Genomic DNA, 15,772 nt, shown 5'->3' with positions numbered 1-15,772 from the left:
ATTAAAATCAGTCAGCTAGCAACAAAATCTTCAGCAAATTTAACTCAAAATGACAATAAAAAGATTAAAGAAAGCTGTGTTTAAGTCTTAAATATATTTTCAGAATAATCGGCTTTATAAATTTGATTTTTATTATAGTGAAAGAACATACAAAAAAGGCAAATCGCCTTTGCAGCTAATAACGTGGACAAACAACGATGAACATTAATAGCAATAAAATTGTACAACTTGCAGATAGCGATACCATTGAAAACCTGACATCCGCGTTGAGCCAAAGACTTATCGCTGATCAATTACGCTTAACTACCGCCGAATCATGCACTGGCGGTAAGTTGGCTTGCGCGCTGTGTGCTGCTGAAGACACACCAAAGTTTTACGGCGCAGGCTTTGTCACTTTTACCGATCAAGCCAAAATGAAAATCCTTGGCGTCAGTCAGCAATCTCTTGAGAAATATACGGCGGTGAGCGAGAAGATAGCGGCAGAAATGGCAACTGGCGCCAAAGAGCGCGCAGATGTCGATATTAGTATTGCCATTACCGGCTACGGTGGGCCTGAAGGTGGGCAGGATGGTACGCCCGCAGGCACAGTCTGGTTCGCATGGAATATAAAAGGAAATACGCATACTGCGGTTATGCATTTTGATGGCGATTGCGAAACGGTATTAGCATTGGCGGTTCGATTTGCACTGGCGCAGCTTTTGAAATTACTGGAGTGACGTTCTGGCCTGGCTTCACGCCAGACCAGCCATATTTACAGAAAATTAGACGTCCAGCCCGCGATGTTGCAACATCGGTGCAATCTGTGGTGCCTTACCGCGCCATTGACGATACAGGCGTTCTAAATCTTCGCTGTTGCCTCTGGAAAGAATCGCCTCGCGAAAACGTTGCCCATTCTCACGCGTTAAGCCGCCCTGCTCGACAAACCATTGATAACCATCGTCTGCCAGCATTTGCGTCCACAAATAGGCGTAATATCCCGCCGCATATCCGCCACCAAAAATGTGGGCGAAATAACTGCTGCGATAACGTGGCGGTACGGCGGGAAGATCCATATTTTCCGCCGCCAGCGCCCGCAGTTCGAAATCATTCACATCCTGCATCGCTTCATGCTCTTGCAGACAGTGCCAGCGCATATCAAGAAGTGCGGCGCTAAGCAGTTCGCTCATCTCATAACCTTTATTGAACAGGCTGGCATTACGCATTTTTTGTTGCAACTCTTCCGGCATTGCTTTCCCGGTCTGATAATGCCGGGCGTAGCGCGCGAATACCTGCGGATGCATTGCCCAATGCTCGTTGATTTGCGAAGGAAATTCGACAAAATCGCGTGGTGTATTGGTGCCAGAAAGCGTGGCATAACGCTGGCAGGCAAACAGACCGTGCAACGTATGCCCAAACTCATGGAATAATGTAATAACATCGTCCCACAGCAGCAATGCGGGTTCGTCTGTCGCCGGTTTCTGATAATTACAAACGTTATAGATTACCGGGCGTGTTTCATTGAGCGTAGATTGCTCTACAAAATTACCCATCCATGCGCCGCCGCTTTTTGAATCACGGGCGAAGAAATCACCGTAAAATAACGCCAGCCCCACGCCATTCTGATCAAAAATTTCCCATACGCGGACATCAGGATGGTAAACAGGAATATCAAAACGTTCGACAAACTTAATACCGAAGAGCTGATTGGCGGTCCAGAATACACCTTCATTCAACACCGTGTTTAATTCGAAATAAGGTTTAAGCTGCGCCTCATCGAGACAGAATTTCTCCCGCCGCACCTGTTCAGCATAAAATGCCCAGTCCCACGGCTGGGCGCTGAACCCGCCCTGCTGATTATCGATAACCGCCTGTATAGACGCTAATTCATCGCTCGCACGTTGACGTGCCGCCGGAACAATTTCCCGCATAAAGTTGAGTGCTGCTTCTGGTGTTTTTGCCATCTGATCGGCAATTTTCCATGCGGCATAATAAGGGAAACCAAGTAGTTTCGCCTGTTGGGCGCGGATCTCCACAAGCCGTTGAATGATGGAACGAGTATCATTGCCATCGTTTTTTTCCGCGCGTGTCCACCCCGCAGTGAACAGTTTTTCACGTGTAGAACGATCGCGGAGTTCCGCAAGCGCCGGTTGTTGCGTGGTATTCAGCAATGGAATAAGCCATTTGTTTTCCAGACCTTTCTCGCGAGCCGCCTCAGCCGCCAGCGCAATTTCTTGCTCACTCATGCCTGCCAGTTGCTGAACATCGTCAACCACCAGCCCACCGGATTTGTTCGCGGCTAATAATCGCTGGTTAAACTGACTGGTCAGGGTTGCGGCTTCTGTGTTCAGCAATTTTAATTTTGCTTTATCGGCATCTTCAAGTTTGGCACCGGCAAGAACAAAACGCTGATGAATAACTTCAACCAAACGAATAGATTCACTATCAAGACCCAGCGTTTCGCGCCGCTGCCAGACAGCATCTACCCGCGCGAATAATTCACCATTCAGGTAGATATCATTCGCCAGTTCCGCCAGTTCCGCCGAGAACTGTTCATCAAGACGCTGTAATTCATCATTAGTATGCGCCGAGGTCATGGCAAAGAAGACGCTGGTAACACGAGTGAGTAATTCCCCGCTCTTTTCGAGAGCCAGAATAGTGTTATTAAAATCGGGCGTCTGCGGGTTTAAAGCTATCGCCTCTATCTCAACCCGCTTTTGCCGCATTCCCTCATCGAATGCCGGGCGATAGTGTTGATTTTCAATCTGATCAAAATGGGGAGCCATATACGGCAGAGTACTCTGCGTAAGGAAAGGATTCGTCGTTGACATTTTCTACTCCTGAAAACGAGGTGTTCCATAGCGTAGGCTTACTAATAACGGAGTGCAATCTTGCAAACCAGTATTACCCGCTCTTAAGCATCACGTGCTATGTTATTGACACACAAAATCGTTGAGGAACAGTGAGATGATCGTTTTAGTAACTGGAGCAACGGCAGGTTTTGGTGAATGCATTACGCGTCGTTTTATTCAACAAGGGCATAAAGTTATCGCCACTGGCCGTCGCCAGGAACGGTTGCAGGAGTTAAAAGACGAACTGGGAGATAATTTGTATATCGCCCAACTGGACGTTCGCAACCGCGCCGCCATTGAAGAGATGCTGACTTCGCTTCCTGCCGAGTGGCGTAATATCGATATTCTGGTAAACAATGCTGGACTGGCGCTGGGTATGGAACCTGCACATAAAGCCAGCGTTGAAGACTGGGAAACCATGATTGATACCAACAATAAAGGCCTGGTGTATATGACCCGCGCTGTCCTGCCTGGCATGGTCGAGCGTAATCATGGTCATATTATTAACATTGGCTCAACGGCGGGTAGCTGGCCGTATGCTGGTGGTAACGTTTATGGCGCGACAAAAGCGTTTGTTCGTCAGTTCAGCCTGAATCTGCGCACTGACCTGCATGGTACGGCAGTGCGTGTCACCGACATCGAGCCGGGTCTGGTGGGTGGCACCGAGTTTTCCAATGTCCGCTTTAAAGGCGACGACGATAAAGCGGAGAAAACCTATCAAAACACCGTTGCGCTGACGCCAGAAGATGTCAGCGAAGCAGTCTGGTGGGTTGCCACACTCCCTGCTCACGTCAACATCAACACCCTGGAAATGATGCCGGTTACCCAAAGCTATGCCGGACTGAATGTCCATCGCCATTAATTTTTATACCCGGCTTAACCGCCGGGTTATTGCTTGTCACAAAAAAGTGGTAGACTCTCGCAGTTAACCCACTCACAAGCAAGAACGAATGACCGTCGAAACGCAACTTAATCCCACACAACCTGTCAATCAGCAAATTTATCGTATTCTTCGCCGCGACATTGTCCATTGCCTGATCCCTCCGGGCACACCGTTGTCGGAAAAAGAAGTTTCTGTTCGTTTCAATGTGTCACGCCAGCCGGTTCGTGAAGCCTTCATTAAACTGGCAGAAAACGGCCTGATTCAAATTCGCCCGCAGCGTGGCAGCTACGTCAATAAAATTTCCATGACTCAGGTACGCAACGGTAGTTTTATTCGTCAGGCTATTGAGTGTGCCGTTGCCCGCCGGGCGGCGACCATGATTACCGATAGCCAGTGCTATCAGCTTGAGCAAAATCTCCACCAACAACGTATTGCCATTGAACGCAAACAGCTGGATGATTTTTTTGAGCTGGATGATAACTTCCATCAAATTCTGACGCAGATTGCCGACTGTCAGCTTGCGTGGGACACCATTGAAAACCTGAAAGCAACTGTTGACCGCGTGCGCTATATGAGCTTTGACCACGTATCGCCGCCCGATATGTTATTACGTCAACACATGGATATTTTTACTGCTCTACAAAAACATGATGGCGATGCGGTAGAAAAAGCAATGACTCTGCATTTGCAGGAAATAAGTGAATCCGTGCAGCTGATCCGCCAGGAAAATAGCGACTGGTTTAGCGAAGAGTAATTCATTTCCTCTCATCCCATCCGGGGTGAGAGTCCATCCCCTTCTTCTGGTTCATGCAAGCATCAAAAAAGATGTGAACTTGATCATAAACAAAAAAATATTCACTCGACAGGAGTATTTATATTGCGCCCGTTACGTGGGCTTCGACTGTAAATCAGAAAGGAGAAAACACCTATGACGACCTACGATCGTAACCGTAACGCAATCACCACTGGCAGCCGTGTTATGGTTAGCGGCACCGGTCACACTGGCAAGATCCTGTCGATTGACACTGAAGGTCTGACCGCAGAACAAATCCGTCGCGGTAAAACCGTGGTTGTTGAAGGTTGTGATGAAAAACTCGCGCCTCTGGACCTGATTCGTCTCGGCATGAACTAAGCGTGTGAATGCCGCCGATGGCGGCATTGCTGTTTTTACTTCACGATATATTTCGCTACGGTCGCTTTCGCGCCATGCGCTAATAAAGCCAAGTACGCTTCCGTCACTTTTGCAACAAACAAGCTATTGTTCGGCAAATCTTCGCCAAATATCGCCTTAATCGCCATCAACGACTGCACACGCTTTTTCCCTTCGGCGCTACTTTGCACAGCCTTTTGAATGACCGGTAGTAACGGATCGCTAATCTCAATCTGATTTCCCTGTTCATCAACACCGCCAACATAACGCATCCAACCAGCAACGCCCAACGCCAGCAGATCGAACGCGCTGTCATGTTCCAGATGCCAGCGAATTGAATCCAGCATCCGCTGCGGCAGTTTCTGACTACCATCCATTGCAATCTGCCAGGTTCGGTGACGTAAAGCCGGGTTGCTGTAGCGTTCAATCAGTCGATCGGCATAATTTTGCAAATCCACACCCTGTACTTTCAGCGTGGGCGCCTGTTCCTGCAACATCAAGGCATGTGCCGCATGACGATAATTTTCATCTTCCATACAGTCGTTAATGTGCTGATATCCCGCCAGATAGCCCAGATAAGCCAGGAAGGAGTGGCTGCCGTTGAGCATACGCAGTTTCATCTCTTCATAAGGCAGCACATCGCTGACCAGTTCAGCACCGACTTTTTCCCATTCAGGGCGTCCGGCAACAAAATTATCTTCAATAACCCACTGACGGAAAGGCTCACAGGCCACGCCTGCCGGATCGCGCACGCCGGTAAGTTGTTCGATTTTGTCCAGCGTTTCTGCCGTCACTGCGGGTACAATGCGATCCACCATTGTCGACGGAAAAGTCACGTTTTCTTCTATCCATTGTGCCAGTTTTACATCTACAACCCTGGCATATGAGGTGACAACGTCACGCATAACGTGACCGTTTTCTGGCATGTTGTCACATGACATGACGGTAAACGCTGGAAGTCCTGCGGCTTTCCGGCGAGACAGCGCCTCGACAATCACGCCTGTTGCTGTTTTCGGCTGGTGGGGATTTTGCAAGTCGGCAGCTACCATCGGGTGATCCAGCATTAACTGTCCGGTTGCCGGAGAGTGGAAATACCCTTTTTCGGTGATTGTCAGAGAGACAATTGCGATTTGCGGTTCACACATCGCGGCCAGCACGGCTTCTAAGCCATCTATTTGTACGTGCAGCGCCTTTTTCACGACGCCGACGACGCGAGCGGTCCACGCATCAGCCGACATTTCTGCAACGGTATAGAGATTATCTTGCTGTTTTAGATCGATGATTTGCTGTTCACCGCCAATCAGGTTCACTTCATAGTAGCCCCAATCGCTGTAATGCTGGGCTGCCAGGATATCGGCATATACGCCCTGATGCGCACGATGAAATGCGCCAAACCCTAAATGGACAATTTTGGGCGCCAGGTTATTACGATCATAAACAGGGAGTGTCGCTTTGGCTGATAACAAATTATTTCCCATGAAAAATCCTTTAATTTCAAGATGGCAAGCTGAATGGTTTGTTATATGAATAAAAAATCCCTCCTCACTAAGAGAAGGGATTCTGGATTTACAGACTTGTTGAAGGTTGCGCAGCTCTTACGACGCGCGGTTGATCTTCTGCAGCATCTTCCAGCGCACTCAAATCGCGGTCTTTAACTTCTGGCATTTTCAGCGCGGAAATTAAGCCGATGACTGAATAAGCCATAATCATTATTGCAATCGGATACCAGGATCCTGTCATGGTACAGAAAATACCGGCCAGAATAGGACCAAAACCTGAAGCGATGAGACCACCAATTTCTTTAGATATTGCCATTCGGGTAAAGCGGTTTTTACAGCCGAACATCTCTGCCATGGTAATGTTTTCCAGGGCAAATAATCCCAACACCGCGCAGTTGTGAATCACAATGAGAGCAACCATGATGGTGCCCGGTGCATAGCTTTTATCTACAATGATAGAAAGCATTGGCCACGCCAGTACAATAGCTGAAGTATTCATAATGATGTAAGGAATACGACGGCCAATTTTATCAGATAACCAACCGAGGAAAGGAATCGTCATAAAACCGATAATAGAACTGATCATTAATGCATCTGTGGGAATTGCTTTATTGAACAGCAAAGTTTGCACTAAATAACCAGCAAGGAAGGTTTGAATCAGACCTGAGTTTCCTGCCTGTCCAAAACGCAGACCCGTTGCCAACCAAAAAGATTTGCTCTGGAACATGCTACCAACAGGTGCAGGTTTTGCTGTAGGTTGGTTGCTGTCGTTAACCTTCTCAAATACCGGGCTTTCTTTCAGGTTCATACGCAACCAGATAGCAAATACCATCACCACCACACTCGCCAGGAACGGTATACGCCATCCCCATGCCAGCAGTTCTTCTTTACTAAGAATAAAGAACATAAAGGCCCAGATTGCCGTTGCGCTCAACGTACCGCAGTTCGTTCCCATCGCAACGAATGAGGAGATAATGCCACGTTTACCTTTCGGCGCATATTCCGCCAGCATCGTACCGGCACCGGAAATTTCAGCGCCTGCCCCCAGCCCCTGAATAATACGCAGCGTCACCAGCAATATTGGCGCAAAAACACCAATCTGCGCATAGGTCGGCAACACACCAATTAAGGTAGTACAGATCCCCATCATGGTGATGGTAATAAAGAGCACTTTTTTACGCCCTATTCTGTCGCCCATTTTGCCGAAAATAAATGCCCCGACAATACGTGCAACATAACCAGCACCGTAGGTTCCCATTGCCAGAATTAACGCCATTGCGGTTGATGATTCCGGAAAAAATATTTCATGGAATACTAACGCTGCACCGAGCGAGTATAACTGAAAATCCATAAATTCAAGTGCCGTACCTAACCATCCTGATACCGCTGCCTTCACTAAATCCTTAGTGCTTCTTTCATGTTTTTCTATTGTCATAATTATTATCTCTAAATAAGAGGTAAGATGCGTACTGCTTATTCGCTATTATTGGTATTATTCAGAAAACGTGAGTAAAACTTTGCAACAGTGCTTTTGATCCTTTTCGAATAATGAAATGGCATCAGCAACATGCAGATAATCAAAGGTATGAGTAATTAATTTATCAGGATTAATTAACCCTTTGCTTAACCAGTCGATAACGACCGGGAATTTATTGGCATTTAACCGGGAAGAAAAAATAGAGAGTTCCTTGCCGGTAATTCCCTGCTGAATGACTTCAGACGGTTCACTGGAGAAGCCCATTAACACAATTCGTGCCGCCGGAGAAGCCAGCATAACCGCTTCTTTCAAAATGGAAGGATGGCAAGCAGCATCAATAATTAATGTTGGTTTGATGCCCTTTTCAGCGAATATTTCGCCAAGCGTTGTCTGGCTGTTATTAATCACCCAGTCTGCCCCGCTCTCTTTCGCTTTGTTCAGTCGTTCATCAATGCGATCGGCGACAATCACATTTTTAACGTTATAAACACCCTTTAATACCTGAACGATAGTCAGACCAATTGGACCGGCACCATAAACCAGCACGGTGTCATCTTCAGTCGGCTGACCGTGTCCGGTAACGTTCGCCGCAATGGTAAATGGCTCGATCATTACAGCGAACTGATCAGCCACTCCATCGGGAATTTTCCACGCATTCTTCGCCGGAACGACTGCATATTCGCTAAAACCGCCATCAGCGTGAACACCTAATACAGCCAGAGTTGTGCAAACGTTGGGCTTACCCATTGAGCACGGATAACAATGTCCGCAGCTGACTACGGGATCTACCGCAACACGTTCGCCAACTCTGGCGTTATCCACACCTTCACCTACGGCATCAATCACGCCAAAAAATTCGTGACCAATGACACGCGGATACTTTGCAAACGGATTATGACCGCGATAAATGTGACTATCCGATCCACAAATTCCTGCGAGTTTCACTTTTACTCGTACTTCGCCCACTGCCGGGGTCGGAATTTCACGTTCGATAATCGCCAGTTGATTCGGTTTTTCAATTAAAATACTTTTCATTATTGTATGACTCCTTACCAGTTCCATAGCGTGCCATCTTCCAGACGTGCGACTGGCAGATAGGCAGGTTCGTAGGGATATTTCGCCGCCAGCTTTTCATCGAATTCGATACCAATGCCAGGCTTATCACCCGGGTGCATATAGCCGTTATCGAAGCTCCAGTTATGCGGGAAGACTTCAAGCATTTGTTCTGAATAGCCCATATACTCCTGAACGCCGAAATTCGGCACCCACAAGTCAAAGTGCAACGCCGCAGCCATGCAGACTGGTGACAAATCGGAAGGACCATGTGAGCCAGTACGTACCTGGTAAAGCGAAGCAAAATCGGCAATTCTGCGCATACCTGTGATGCCGCCAGCGTGGGTCAGCGTTGTACGGATATAGTCGATGAGCTGTTCTTCAATCAGCTGTTTGCAGTCCCAGATGCTGTTAAAGACTTCACCCACCGCAATTGGCGTTACGGTATGTTGGCGAATAAGGCGAAAACACTCCTGGTTTTCTGCGGGTGTCGGATCTTCCATCCAGAACAGGCGATAATCTTCAATACTTTTGCCAAAGCGTGCCGCCTCAATGGGCGTTAAACGATGGTGCATGTCATGCAGCACATGCTCATTAAAGCCAAACTTGTTGCGCACTGCGTCGAACAGTTTTGGCATGAAGTCGAGATATTTTTCCGTTGACCACAACTGCTCTTCTGGCCACTGCCCTTTGGTCGCAGGTTCATAAGCCAGCCCTTTTCCTTTGGACATACCGTAAGTCGTTTTCATACCGGGAATACCACACTGCACGCGGATGGCTTTGAATCCCAGTTCCTGATGACGAGCATAATCATCCAGTGCTTCATCAATACTGTGACCGGTGGTATGACAATAGACCATTACGCCTTCACGGGAAGCCCCACCTAACAGTTGGTAAAGCGGCATGTTTGCGGCTTTGGCTTTAATGTCCCACAGCGCCATATCAACAGCGGAAATAGCCGACATGGTGACAGGGCCGCGACGCCAGTAAGCGCCTTTATAGAAAAACTGCCAGATATCTTCGATACGATGGGCATCGCGGCCTATAAGTTGCGGACAGATATGATCCTGCAAATAGGACGCAACGGAAAGCTCGCGCCCGTTCAGAGTGGCATCACCAAGACCGGTAATACCGTCCTCGGTGGTGATTTTTAAGGTGACGAAATTACGTCCCGGACAGGTAACAAAAACTTCAGCCCCTACGATCTTCATGTTCTATTCCTTGCATCGCTTGTCGTGATGCATGAAATCTACGCAACTGAGCTACTACCATACAAGTATTAAGATTAAGAAAAGCCAGAGCGATCACAAAAAAAGGCGCATATTTGCGCCGTGAATAGTTCTAAAAACAGTCAAACTTTATTGTTTTTCCGGGGTTCGACTAGTGCGTATCTTATTGATAACAAATAATTATTCATATCAGAAAAGTCAGGTGCGTCCCCAGCCAGCAACAATAATCAACATGCCGCAAAGTGCAATTATCGCTCCCGTCCAGTCGTAGAGACTGAGCTTCACCCCATCTACCACCCGCAGCCACAGGAGCGCCGTACAGACATAAACACCGCCATACGCTGCATAAACTCGCCCACTTGCTGCCGGATGCAACGTTAACAGCCAGACGAAAAGCGCCAGAGAAATCCCCGCTGGAACCAACAACCAGACACTGGCATTCCGTTTCAGCCACAGCCAGGGCAAAAAACAACCAATGATTTCGCACAAAGCGGTAGCAAAAAACAGTAACGTTGTTTTAATCATCTTTGTCACTCATTGACATCATGTATATTTATAGGGCGACATAATATCATCAACATAGACATCCTTCTGGTACGTTTCGCGTTCACAGTGGATCGTGTAAAATCGCCCTTAACCATTCATGTAAGGAATGAATCATGAATATCAATCTCTGCAAAAAACTCAGCCTGCTCGCTTTTCTGCTGCCTTGCGCACTGGCATTTAGCGCAACTACCCATGCAGAAACCAACAAACTGGTGATTGAATCTGGCGACAGCGCACAGAGTCGCCAGCAGGCAGCAATGGAAAAAGAGCAATGGAATGACACGCGTAATCTGCGTCAAAAAATCAACAAACGCACCGAGAAAGAATGGGATAAAGCTGATGCCGCATTTGATAGCCGCGATAAATGCGAGCAGAGTGCCAACATTAATGCCTACTGGGAGCCGAATACTTTACGCTGCCTGGACCGTCGTACTGGTCGCGTAATCATCCCCTAACCTGTTATTGATATAAGGAATGTAAGGACACGTTATGACTAGCGCCCACAGTGTTAAGCTACGTCCGCTGGAGCGTGAAGATTTACGCTATGTGCATCAACTCGACAATAACGCCAGCGTGATGCGTTACTGGTTTGAGGAGCCGTACGAAGCCTTCGTTGAACTCTCTGATCTGTACGATAAACATATTCACGATCAGAGTGAACGTCGTTTCGTCGTGGAATGTGATGGCGAAAAGGCAGGTCTGGTGGAACTGGTAGAAATTAACCACGTCCATCGCCGCGCAGAATTTCAGATAATCATCTCCCCGGAATACCAGGGTAAAGGTCTGGCAACCCGCGCCGCAAAATTAGCGATGGATTATGGTTTCACTGTTCTTAATCTCTATAAGCTTTATCTGATTGTCGATAAAGAGAATGAGAAAGCGATTCATATTTATCGTAAGCTCGGTTTTACGGTCGAAGGTGAACTGATGCATGAATTTTTTATTAACGGTCAATATCGCAATGCTATTCGCATGTGCATATTCCAGCATCAGTATCTGGCGGAACATAAAACGCAAGGGCAGACTCTACTAAAACCGACCGCGCAATAGTATTAATAATAATCAATGGTATTTTTGATGGTGTAAACCCGTTCGACGGCGGGTTTTACTCCCTCATCCACAATGATTAATCGGCAGTCCACTGGATTCGCGTGGCTGTCATATTCACAAGTCTGTTTGACATTACCAACCTGTTGATTATTCAGTAAAGTAATTGCCGTGTAATCCAGTTTTTTGATCGGATCCGTTGATGGCGTCGCGCTGACAGATAACGTTTTGTCGTTACTTTTCGTCGTTTTCCCCAGCGGATAACCCTGATCATCATAGCGATATTCCATCTGCATCTGTTTGCTGCTGGCCTTAACCACGAAGCCATTATCATCAGTTTCCCAACTTACCCCGGCAGAAGGTAATTCTGCTAATTGACATTTTCCCTGTAGACGTACTCTTTTCTCCAGCGTCTGTGCATCCCGGTAATAATTTGCATCCAACACCAGGGCAACCACGGTATTATTCTCCAGATCCAGTAATTCGAGGGAATCAAAACAGCCTTCTTCCGATAAATTCCCCGAAACACGTTTCGTGACTTCCCCTTGCTCATTCATTAACGTCTGAGTGAAATCTTTAACCGGTCCACGCAGCGGATCAAAATCAAATTCATTAGAGAAACTGGCCATTTCTGGCGTAAATGAAAGTGTTACCTCTGTGCGGTCACATCCTGTGAGTATTATCGCAAGTAAACATGGCAGTAATTTGTAATTCACATCAATCACCAGACAGTAGAGATGATTCTCAATCATAGTAGTAAATACAGTAATTTACACGTGAAATGCTATGCTTAGTTAGTAATATTCATGTAAGGAGCCAATGATGAAAATCTTAGCCTGCAGTGCCGCACTTCTGCTCACCCTGGCCTCATCCACAGTGCTCGCCGCGTCGGATTCATGTGAGCGCATAAAAAGTGATATTTCACAGCGCATTATCAATAACGGCGTACCAGAAAGTGGCTTCACTTTAAGTATTGTGCCGAATGATCAGGTCGACCAGCCTGATTCACAGGTCGTCGGGCATTGCGCTAACGACACGCATAAAATTCTCTACACCCGCACCACCAGCGGTAATGTTTCTGCCCACCCCCAGCCACCCCATGATAATGAGCCTGCTGAATCGCATTAATAAACCTGAGGCTGCCTGATACGATGCTTACGCACATATCAGGCCTGCCGTGTGGTATTGTTATGCGCTGGCTGTGCCCGCTAGCCGGGATACCTGCTGAGATGATCGGGCGTGCGCTCGTTTATGGCCTGCACATAATGCTCGGAATGACCATCGCAGGTTAACAAATTGGTGCGGGGTAAACCGCACGTTTCAGGATGATAGGAATGACGCATTTCTCACAACAAGATAATTTTTCTGTCGCAGCGCGCGTGCTGGGCGCGCTGTTTTATTACGCTCCTGAGAGTAAAGAAGCCTCTCCACTGGTTTCTGCGCTAACCAGTGACGATTGGGTCACCCAGTGGCCTTTATCACAAACGTCATTAGCGCCGCTGGTAACGGCTTTTAAGGAAGAATGTGAAGAGTCGCGTAGTCAGGCATGGCAACGATTATTTGTCGGGCCGTGGGCGTTACCCTCTCCTCCGTGGGGATCTGTCTGGCTGGATCGCGAATCGGTGCTGTTTGGCGATTCTACTTTGGCGCTTCGTCAATGGATGCGCGAAAAAGGCATTCAGTTTGAAATGAACCAAAACGAACCGGAAGATCATTTTGGTTCGCTGCTGTTGATGGCGGCATGGCTGGCAGAGAACGGTCGTCAGACCGAGTGTGAAGAGTTGTTGGCCTGGCATCTTTTACCGTGGTCAACACGTTTTCTTGAGGTGTTTATCGAGAAGGCGGAACATCCTTTTTATCGCACGCTCGGTGAGCTGGCTCGTTTAACGCTGACACAATGGCAGTCACAGTTGCTGATCCCTGTCGCGATAAAACCCCTGTTTCGCTGAATGATCCTTAGTATTATCGAAAGGCGTAAACTGCACGCCTTTCGGATGCAATAAGTGACAACGTCACGTTTAATTCCACATAAAGCACGCACAGCTTTTGCACCAGGCCTCTTTTCCCGCAAAATAGAGCCCCGTGTTTAATTTGCCATTTCTGCTCATGCAACATCTACACATCTACCCGGATCTGCGCACCATGTTTCGCCGCCTGCTTATCGCAATGGTCGTAGGCATTCTGGCGGCCTTTGCCGTTGCAGGGTTTCGTCATGCGATGCTGCTACTGGAGTGGCTGTTCCTCAATAACGACTCTGGCAGTCTGGTCAATGCAGCAACGAACCTTTCTCCGTGGCGAAGACTGCTAACGCCGGCGCTCGGCGGACTGGCGGCAGGTTTATTGCTGATGGTCTGGCAGAAACTCTCTCAGCAACGCCCCCATGCACCTACCGATTATATGGAGGCGTTACAAACCGATGGGCAGTTTGATTACGCCACCAGTCTGATTAAATCCTTCGCTTCTTTGCTGGTGGTGACCAGCGGCAGCGCCATTGGTCGTGAAGGTGCGATGATCCTGTTGGCGGCACTTGCTGCATCCTGGTTTGCCCAACGTTTTACCCCACGTGAAGAGTGGAAATTGTGGATTGCCTGTGGTGCGGCTGCGGGAATGGCCGCAGCCTATCGCGCCCCACTTGCCGGGAGTTTATTTATTGCCGAAGTCTTGTTTGGCACCATGATGCTGGCCTCCCTCGGACCAGTAGTGATCTCTGCCGTAGTGGCATTGCTTATTAGCAATCTTCTTAATCACAGCAATGCTTTGCTCTACAGCGTGCAACTCTCTGTGATGGTTCAGGCTCGTGACTATGCACTGATTATCAGTACGGGCGTGTTGATGGGCTTGTGCGGTCCATTGTTTTTAAAGCTAATGAACGCCAGTCATCGGGGTTTTGTTAATCTTAAACTTGCGCCGCCCTGGCAACTGGCATTGGGAGGTTTGATCGTGGGTCTGCTTTCCCTGCTCACTCCTGCCGTGTGGGGCAACGGCTATAGTACGGTGCAATCCTTTTTAACTGCCCCGCCACTGTTTATAGTCATTGCCGGGATCTTCCTCTGCAAGCTCGTTGCCGTGCTGGCCAGTAGTGGTTCCGGCGCACCTGGGGGGGTGTTTACGCCGACGCTATTTATCGGACTGGCAATTGGCATGTTGTATGGCCGGAGCCTGGGGTTATGGTTTACTAGCGGCGAAGAAATTACGCTTTTACTTGGGTTAACCGGGATGGCAACACTTCTGGCTGCGACTACACATGCGCCCATTATGTCGACACTGATGATATGTGAAATGACCGGGGAGTATCAGCTACTCCCCGGTTTATTGATTGCTTGTGTGATTGCGTCAGTAATGTCGCGGACGTTACATCGTGACTCTATCTACCGCCAGCACACTGCGCAGCATGGATAAACGGATATATTGCCCCAGTTCTCGCTGTTCTGCGCGAGGCAGATAAGGAAGCTCACCAATAAGCGGCGCCGGGAGTTTTTTACCCAATACATCAATGATTTCAGCGTAGTGTGCTAACCCTGGGTTGATACGGTTAGCCACCCAGCCAATCAGCGGCAGTCCGTCGTTTGCAATCGCCTGTGCGGTCAGAAGCGCATGGTTAATACAACCTTCCTGAATACCTACCACCATCAACACGGGTAGCTGCTCCTGAACCACCCATTCAGAGAGCGGACGCAGGTCATTCATCAGGCTACGCCAGCCGCCAGTACCTTCAACAACCACATGGTCGACTTTATCAGTCAGATTAGCCAGACCATTAGAAATGAGGGTGTAATTGATCGGGCAACTGTGCGCCACACTGCTTTCTTCTTCACTTAACGCTATGGGATTGACTGCTTCATAAGGCAGTTCAATTGATGAAACACTCTGCAACACCAGAGCATCTTTATTACGTAGCCCATCCGGTGTCTCTTTGCTCCCCTTCGCCACGGGTTTATACCCCGCAACCGTTTTTCCCTGGGAGGCTAACGCTTGTAGCAATGCGCGGGAAACCACCGTTTTCCCCACAGAAGTGTCTGTACCTGTTATAAAGAAACGCTTCAGCATCACTAACTCCACC

17 protein-coding genes are annotated in these 15,772 nt (G+C 48.1%); 9 read left to right on the top strand and 8 right to left on the bottom strand.

Annotated features, from left to right (window positions below; genetic code table 11):
- The first annotated feature begins 197 nt into the window (after window positions 1-197).
- A complete protein-coding gene (locus HEM79_RS02645) occupies window positions 198-716 on the top strand; it encodes a 2-oxo-tetronate isomerase (protein ID WP_001024824.1) in 519 nt (172 codons plus the stop codon).
- Between the two features lie 45 nt (window positions 717-761).
- Here the strand turns inward: HEM79_RS02645 and dcp are convergent, their stop codons facing one another.
- On the bottom strand, window positions 762-2,807 hold the full coding sequence (dcp, locus tag HEM79_RS02640) for a peptidyl-dipeptidase Dcp (RefSeq protein ID WP_176241081.1): 2,046 nt from the start codon (window positions 2,805-2,807) through the stop codon (window positions 762-764).
- A gap of 136 nt (window positions 2,808-2,943) precedes the next feature.
- On the opposite strand from dcp, the gene ydfG reads away from it, so the two are divergent.
- The 3 genes from ydfG (at window position 2,944) to ydfZ (ending at window position 4,843) form a co-directional block, all read left to right on the top strand.
- The gene (gene ydfG, locus HEM79_RS02635) at window positions 2,944-3,690 is read left to right on the top strand and encodes a bifunctional NADP-dependent 3-hydroxy acid dehydrogenase/3-hydroxypropionate dehydrogenase YdfG (protein WP_010346482.1); all 747 of its coding nucleotides are present in this window, start codon (window positions 2,944-2,946) and stop codon (window positions 3,688-3,690) included.
- A gap of 88 nt (window positions 3,691-3,778) precedes the next feature.
- Window positions 3,779-4,465: a DNA-binding transcriptional regulator rspR gene (gene rspR, locus HEM79_RS02630; RefSeq protein WP_000215571.1), complete on the top strand. Its 687-nt coding sequence runs from the start codon at window positions 3,779-3,781 to the stop codon at window positions 4,463-4,465.
- A gap of 174 nt (window positions 4,466-4,639) precedes the next feature.
- The gene (ydfZ, locus tag HEM79_RS02625; protein WP_000214710.1) at window positions 4,640-4,843 is read left to right on the top strand and encodes a putative selenium delivery protein YdfZ; all 204 of its coding nucleotides are present in this window, start codon (window positions 4,640-4,642) and stop codon (window positions 4,841-4,843) included.
- A 35-nt stretch (window positions 4,844-4,878) separates the two neighbouring features.
- On the opposite strand, the gene HEM79_RS02620 is transcribed toward ydfZ, so the two are convergent.
- The 5 genes from HEM79_RS02620 to HEM79_RS02600 form a co-directional block, all read right to left on the bottom strand.
- Window positions 4,879-6,339 carry a mannitol dehydrogenase family protein gene (locus HEM79_RS02620; protein ID WP_176241082.1) on the bottom strand — a complete coding sequence of 487 codons (1,461 nt, stop codon included), beginning with the start codon at window positions 6,337-6,339 and terminating at the stop codon, window positions 4,879-4,881.
- A gap of 88 nt (window positions 6,340-6,427) precedes the next feature.
- Entirely contained in the window at window positions 6,428-7,795 is a 1,368-nt protein-coding gene (gene ydfJ / locus HEM79_RS02615) for an MHS family MFS transporter YdfJ (RefSeq protein ID WP_176241083.1), read from the bottom strand.
- A gap of 57 nt (window positions 7,796-7,852) precedes the next feature.
- On the bottom strand, window positions 7,853-8,872 hold the full coding sequence (locus tag HEM79_RS02610) for a Zn-dependent oxidoreductase (protein WP_000836030.1): 1,020 nt from the start codon (window positions 8,870-8,872) through the stop codon (window positions 7,853-7,855).
- Window positions 8,873-8,886: 14 nt separating this feature from the next.
- Window positions 8,887-10,101 carry a starvation-sensing protein RspA gene (gene rspA, locus HEM79_RS02605; RefSeq protein WP_000706278.1) on the bottom strand — a complete coding sequence of 405 codons (1,215 nt, stop codon included), beginning with the start codon at window positions 10,099-10,101 and terminating at the stop codon, window positions 8,887-8,889.
- A gap of 216 nt (window positions 10,102-10,317) precedes the next feature.
- The gene (locus HEM79_RS02600) at window positions 10,318-10,644 is read right to left on the bottom strand and encodes a YnfA family protein (protein WP_010350727.1); all 327 of its coding nucleotides are present in this window, start codon (window positions 10,642-10,644) and stop codon (window positions 10,318-10,320) included.
- 134 nt (window positions 10,645-10,778) lie between these two features.
- Between HEM79_RS02600 and HEM79_RS02595 the strand changes: the two genes are divergently transcribed.
- Window positions 10,779-11,120 carry a DUF1283 family protein gene (locus tag HEM79_RS02595; protein WP_176241084.1) on the top strand — a complete coding sequence of 114 codons (342 nt, stop codon included), beginning with the start codon at window positions 10,779-10,781 and terminating at the stop codon, window positions 11,118-11,120.
- A 34-nt stretch (window positions 11,121-11,154) separates the two neighbouring features.
- Window positions 11,155-11,715, top strand: coding sequence for a spermidine N1-acetyltransferase (gene speG / locus HEM79_RS02590; protein WP_000199501.1), 561 nt, complete (start codon window positions 11,155-11,157; stop codon window positions 11,713-11,715).
- Window positions 11,716-11,717: 2 nt separating this feature from the next.
- On the opposite strand, the gene HEM79_RS02585 is transcribed toward speG, so the two are convergent.
- Window positions 11,718-12,428 (bottom strand): YnfC family lipoprotein, encoded by a 711-nt coding sequence (locus HEM79_RS02585; RefSeq protein ID WP_176241085.1) that lies wholly within the window; start codon window positions 12,426-12,428, stop codon window positions 11,718-11,720.
- Between the two features lie 106 nt (window positions 12,429-12,534).
- Here HEM79_RS02585 and HEM79_RS02580 point away from each other — a divergent pair, with 106 nt between their 5' ends.
- From HEM79_RS02580 to clcB, 3 genes are all read left to right on the top strand, one after another.
- Window positions 12,535-12,840 carry a DUF1161 domain-containing protein gene (locus tag HEM79_RS02580; protein ID WP_176241086.1) on the top strand — a complete coding sequence of 102 codons (306 nt, stop codon included), beginning with the start codon at window positions 12,535-12,537 and terminating at the stop codon, window positions 12,838-12,840.
- 206 nt (window positions 12,841-13,046) lie between these two features.
- On the top strand, window positions 13,047-13,661 hold the full coding sequence (dmsD, locus tag HEM79_RS02575; RefSeq protein ID WP_176241087.1) for a Tat proofreading chaperone DmsD: 615 nt from the start codon (window positions 13,047-13,049) through the stop codon (window positions 13,659-13,661).
- Between the two features lie 157 nt (window positions 13,662-13,818).
- The gene (clcB, locus tag HEM79_RS02570; protein WP_176241088.1) at window positions 13,819-15,111 is read left to right on the top strand and encodes a voltage-gated ClC-type chloride channel ClcB; all 1,293 of its coding nucleotides are present in this window, start codon (window positions 13,819-13,821) and stop codon (window positions 15,109-15,111) included.
- On the opposite strand, the gene bioD is transcribed toward clcB, so the two are convergent.
- Window positions 15,064-15,759, bottom strand: a complete 696-nt coding sequence (bioD, locus tag HEM79_RS02565; RefSeq protein WP_000919217.1) for a dethiobiotin synthase — start codon at window positions 15,757-15,759, stop codon at window positions 15,064-15,066. The two genes, clcB and bioD, sit on opposite strands and share 48 nt — an antisense overlap.
- Window positions 15,760-15,772 lie beyond the last annotated feature (13 nt).

The organism is Escherichia sp. 93.0816 (assembly GCF_013368855.2).
Taxonomy (GTDB): Bacteria; Pseudomonadota; Gammaproteobacteria; order Enterobacterales; family Enterobacteriaceae; genus Escherichia; species Escherichia ruysiae.
The sequence above is the reverse complement of the archived record's forward strand: the minus strand, read 5'-3'. Positions and strand labels throughout refer to the sequence as shown.

Coding starts and splice junctions, on each gene's coding strand:
- HEM79_RS02645 (WP_001024824.1), top strand. CDS start 198: ATGAACATTAATAGCAATAAAATTGTACAACTTGCAGATAGCGATACC.
- dcp (WP_176241081.1), bottom strand. CDS start 2,807: ATGTCAACGACGAATCCTTTCCTTACGCAGAGTACTCTGCCGTATATG.
- ydfG (WP_010346482.1), top strand. CDS start 2,944: ATGATCGTTTTAGTAACTGGAGCAACGGCAGGTTTTGGTGAATGCATT.
- rspR (WP_000215571.1), top strand. CDS start 3,779: ATGACCGTCGAAACGCAACTTAATCCCACACAACCTGTCAATCAGCAA.
- ydfZ (WP_000214710.1), top strand. CDS start 4,640: ATGACGACCTACGATCGTAACCGTAACGCAATCACCACTGGCAGCCGT.
- HEM79_RS02620 (WP_176241082.1), bottom strand. CDS start 6,339: ATGGGAAATAATTTGTTATCAGCCAAAGCGACACTCCCTGTTTATGAT.
- ydfJ (WP_176241083.1), bottom strand. CDS start 7,795: ATGACAATAGAAAAACATGAAAGAAGCACTAAGGATTTAGTGAAGGCA.
- HEM79_RS02610 (WP_000836030.1), bottom strand. CDS start 8,872: ATGAAAAGTATTTTAATTGAAAAACCGAATCAACTGGCGATTATCGAA.
- rspA (WP_000706278.1), bottom strand. CDS start 10,101: ATGAAGATCGTAGGGGCTGAAGTTTTTGTTACCTGTCCGGGACGTAAT.
- HEM79_RS02600 (WP_010350727.1), bottom strand. CDS start 10,644: ATGATTAAAACAACGTTACTGTTTTTTGCTACCGCTTTGTGCGAAATC.
- HEM79_RS02595 (WP_176241084.1), top strand. CDS start 10,779: ATGAATATCAATCTCTGCAAAAAACTCAGCCTGCTCGCTTTTCTGCTG.
- speG (WP_000199501.1), top strand. CDS start 11,155: ATGACTAGCGCCCACAGTGTTAAGCTACGTCCGCTGGAGCGTGAAGAT.
- HEM79_RS02580 (WP_176241086.1), top strand. CDS start 12,535: ATGAAAATCTTAGCCTGCAGTGCCGCACTTCTGCTCACCCTGGCCTCA.
- dmsD (WP_176241087.1), top strand. CDS start 13,047: ATGACGCATTTCTCACAACAAGATAATTTTTCTGTCGCAGCGCGCGTG.
- clcB (WP_176241088.1), top strand. CDS start 13,819: ATGCAACATCTACACATCTACCCGGATCTGCGCACCATGTTTCGCCGC.
- bioD (WP_000919217.1), bottom strand. CDS start 15,759: ATGCTGAAGCGTTTCTTTATAACAGGTACAGACACTTCTGTGGGGAAA.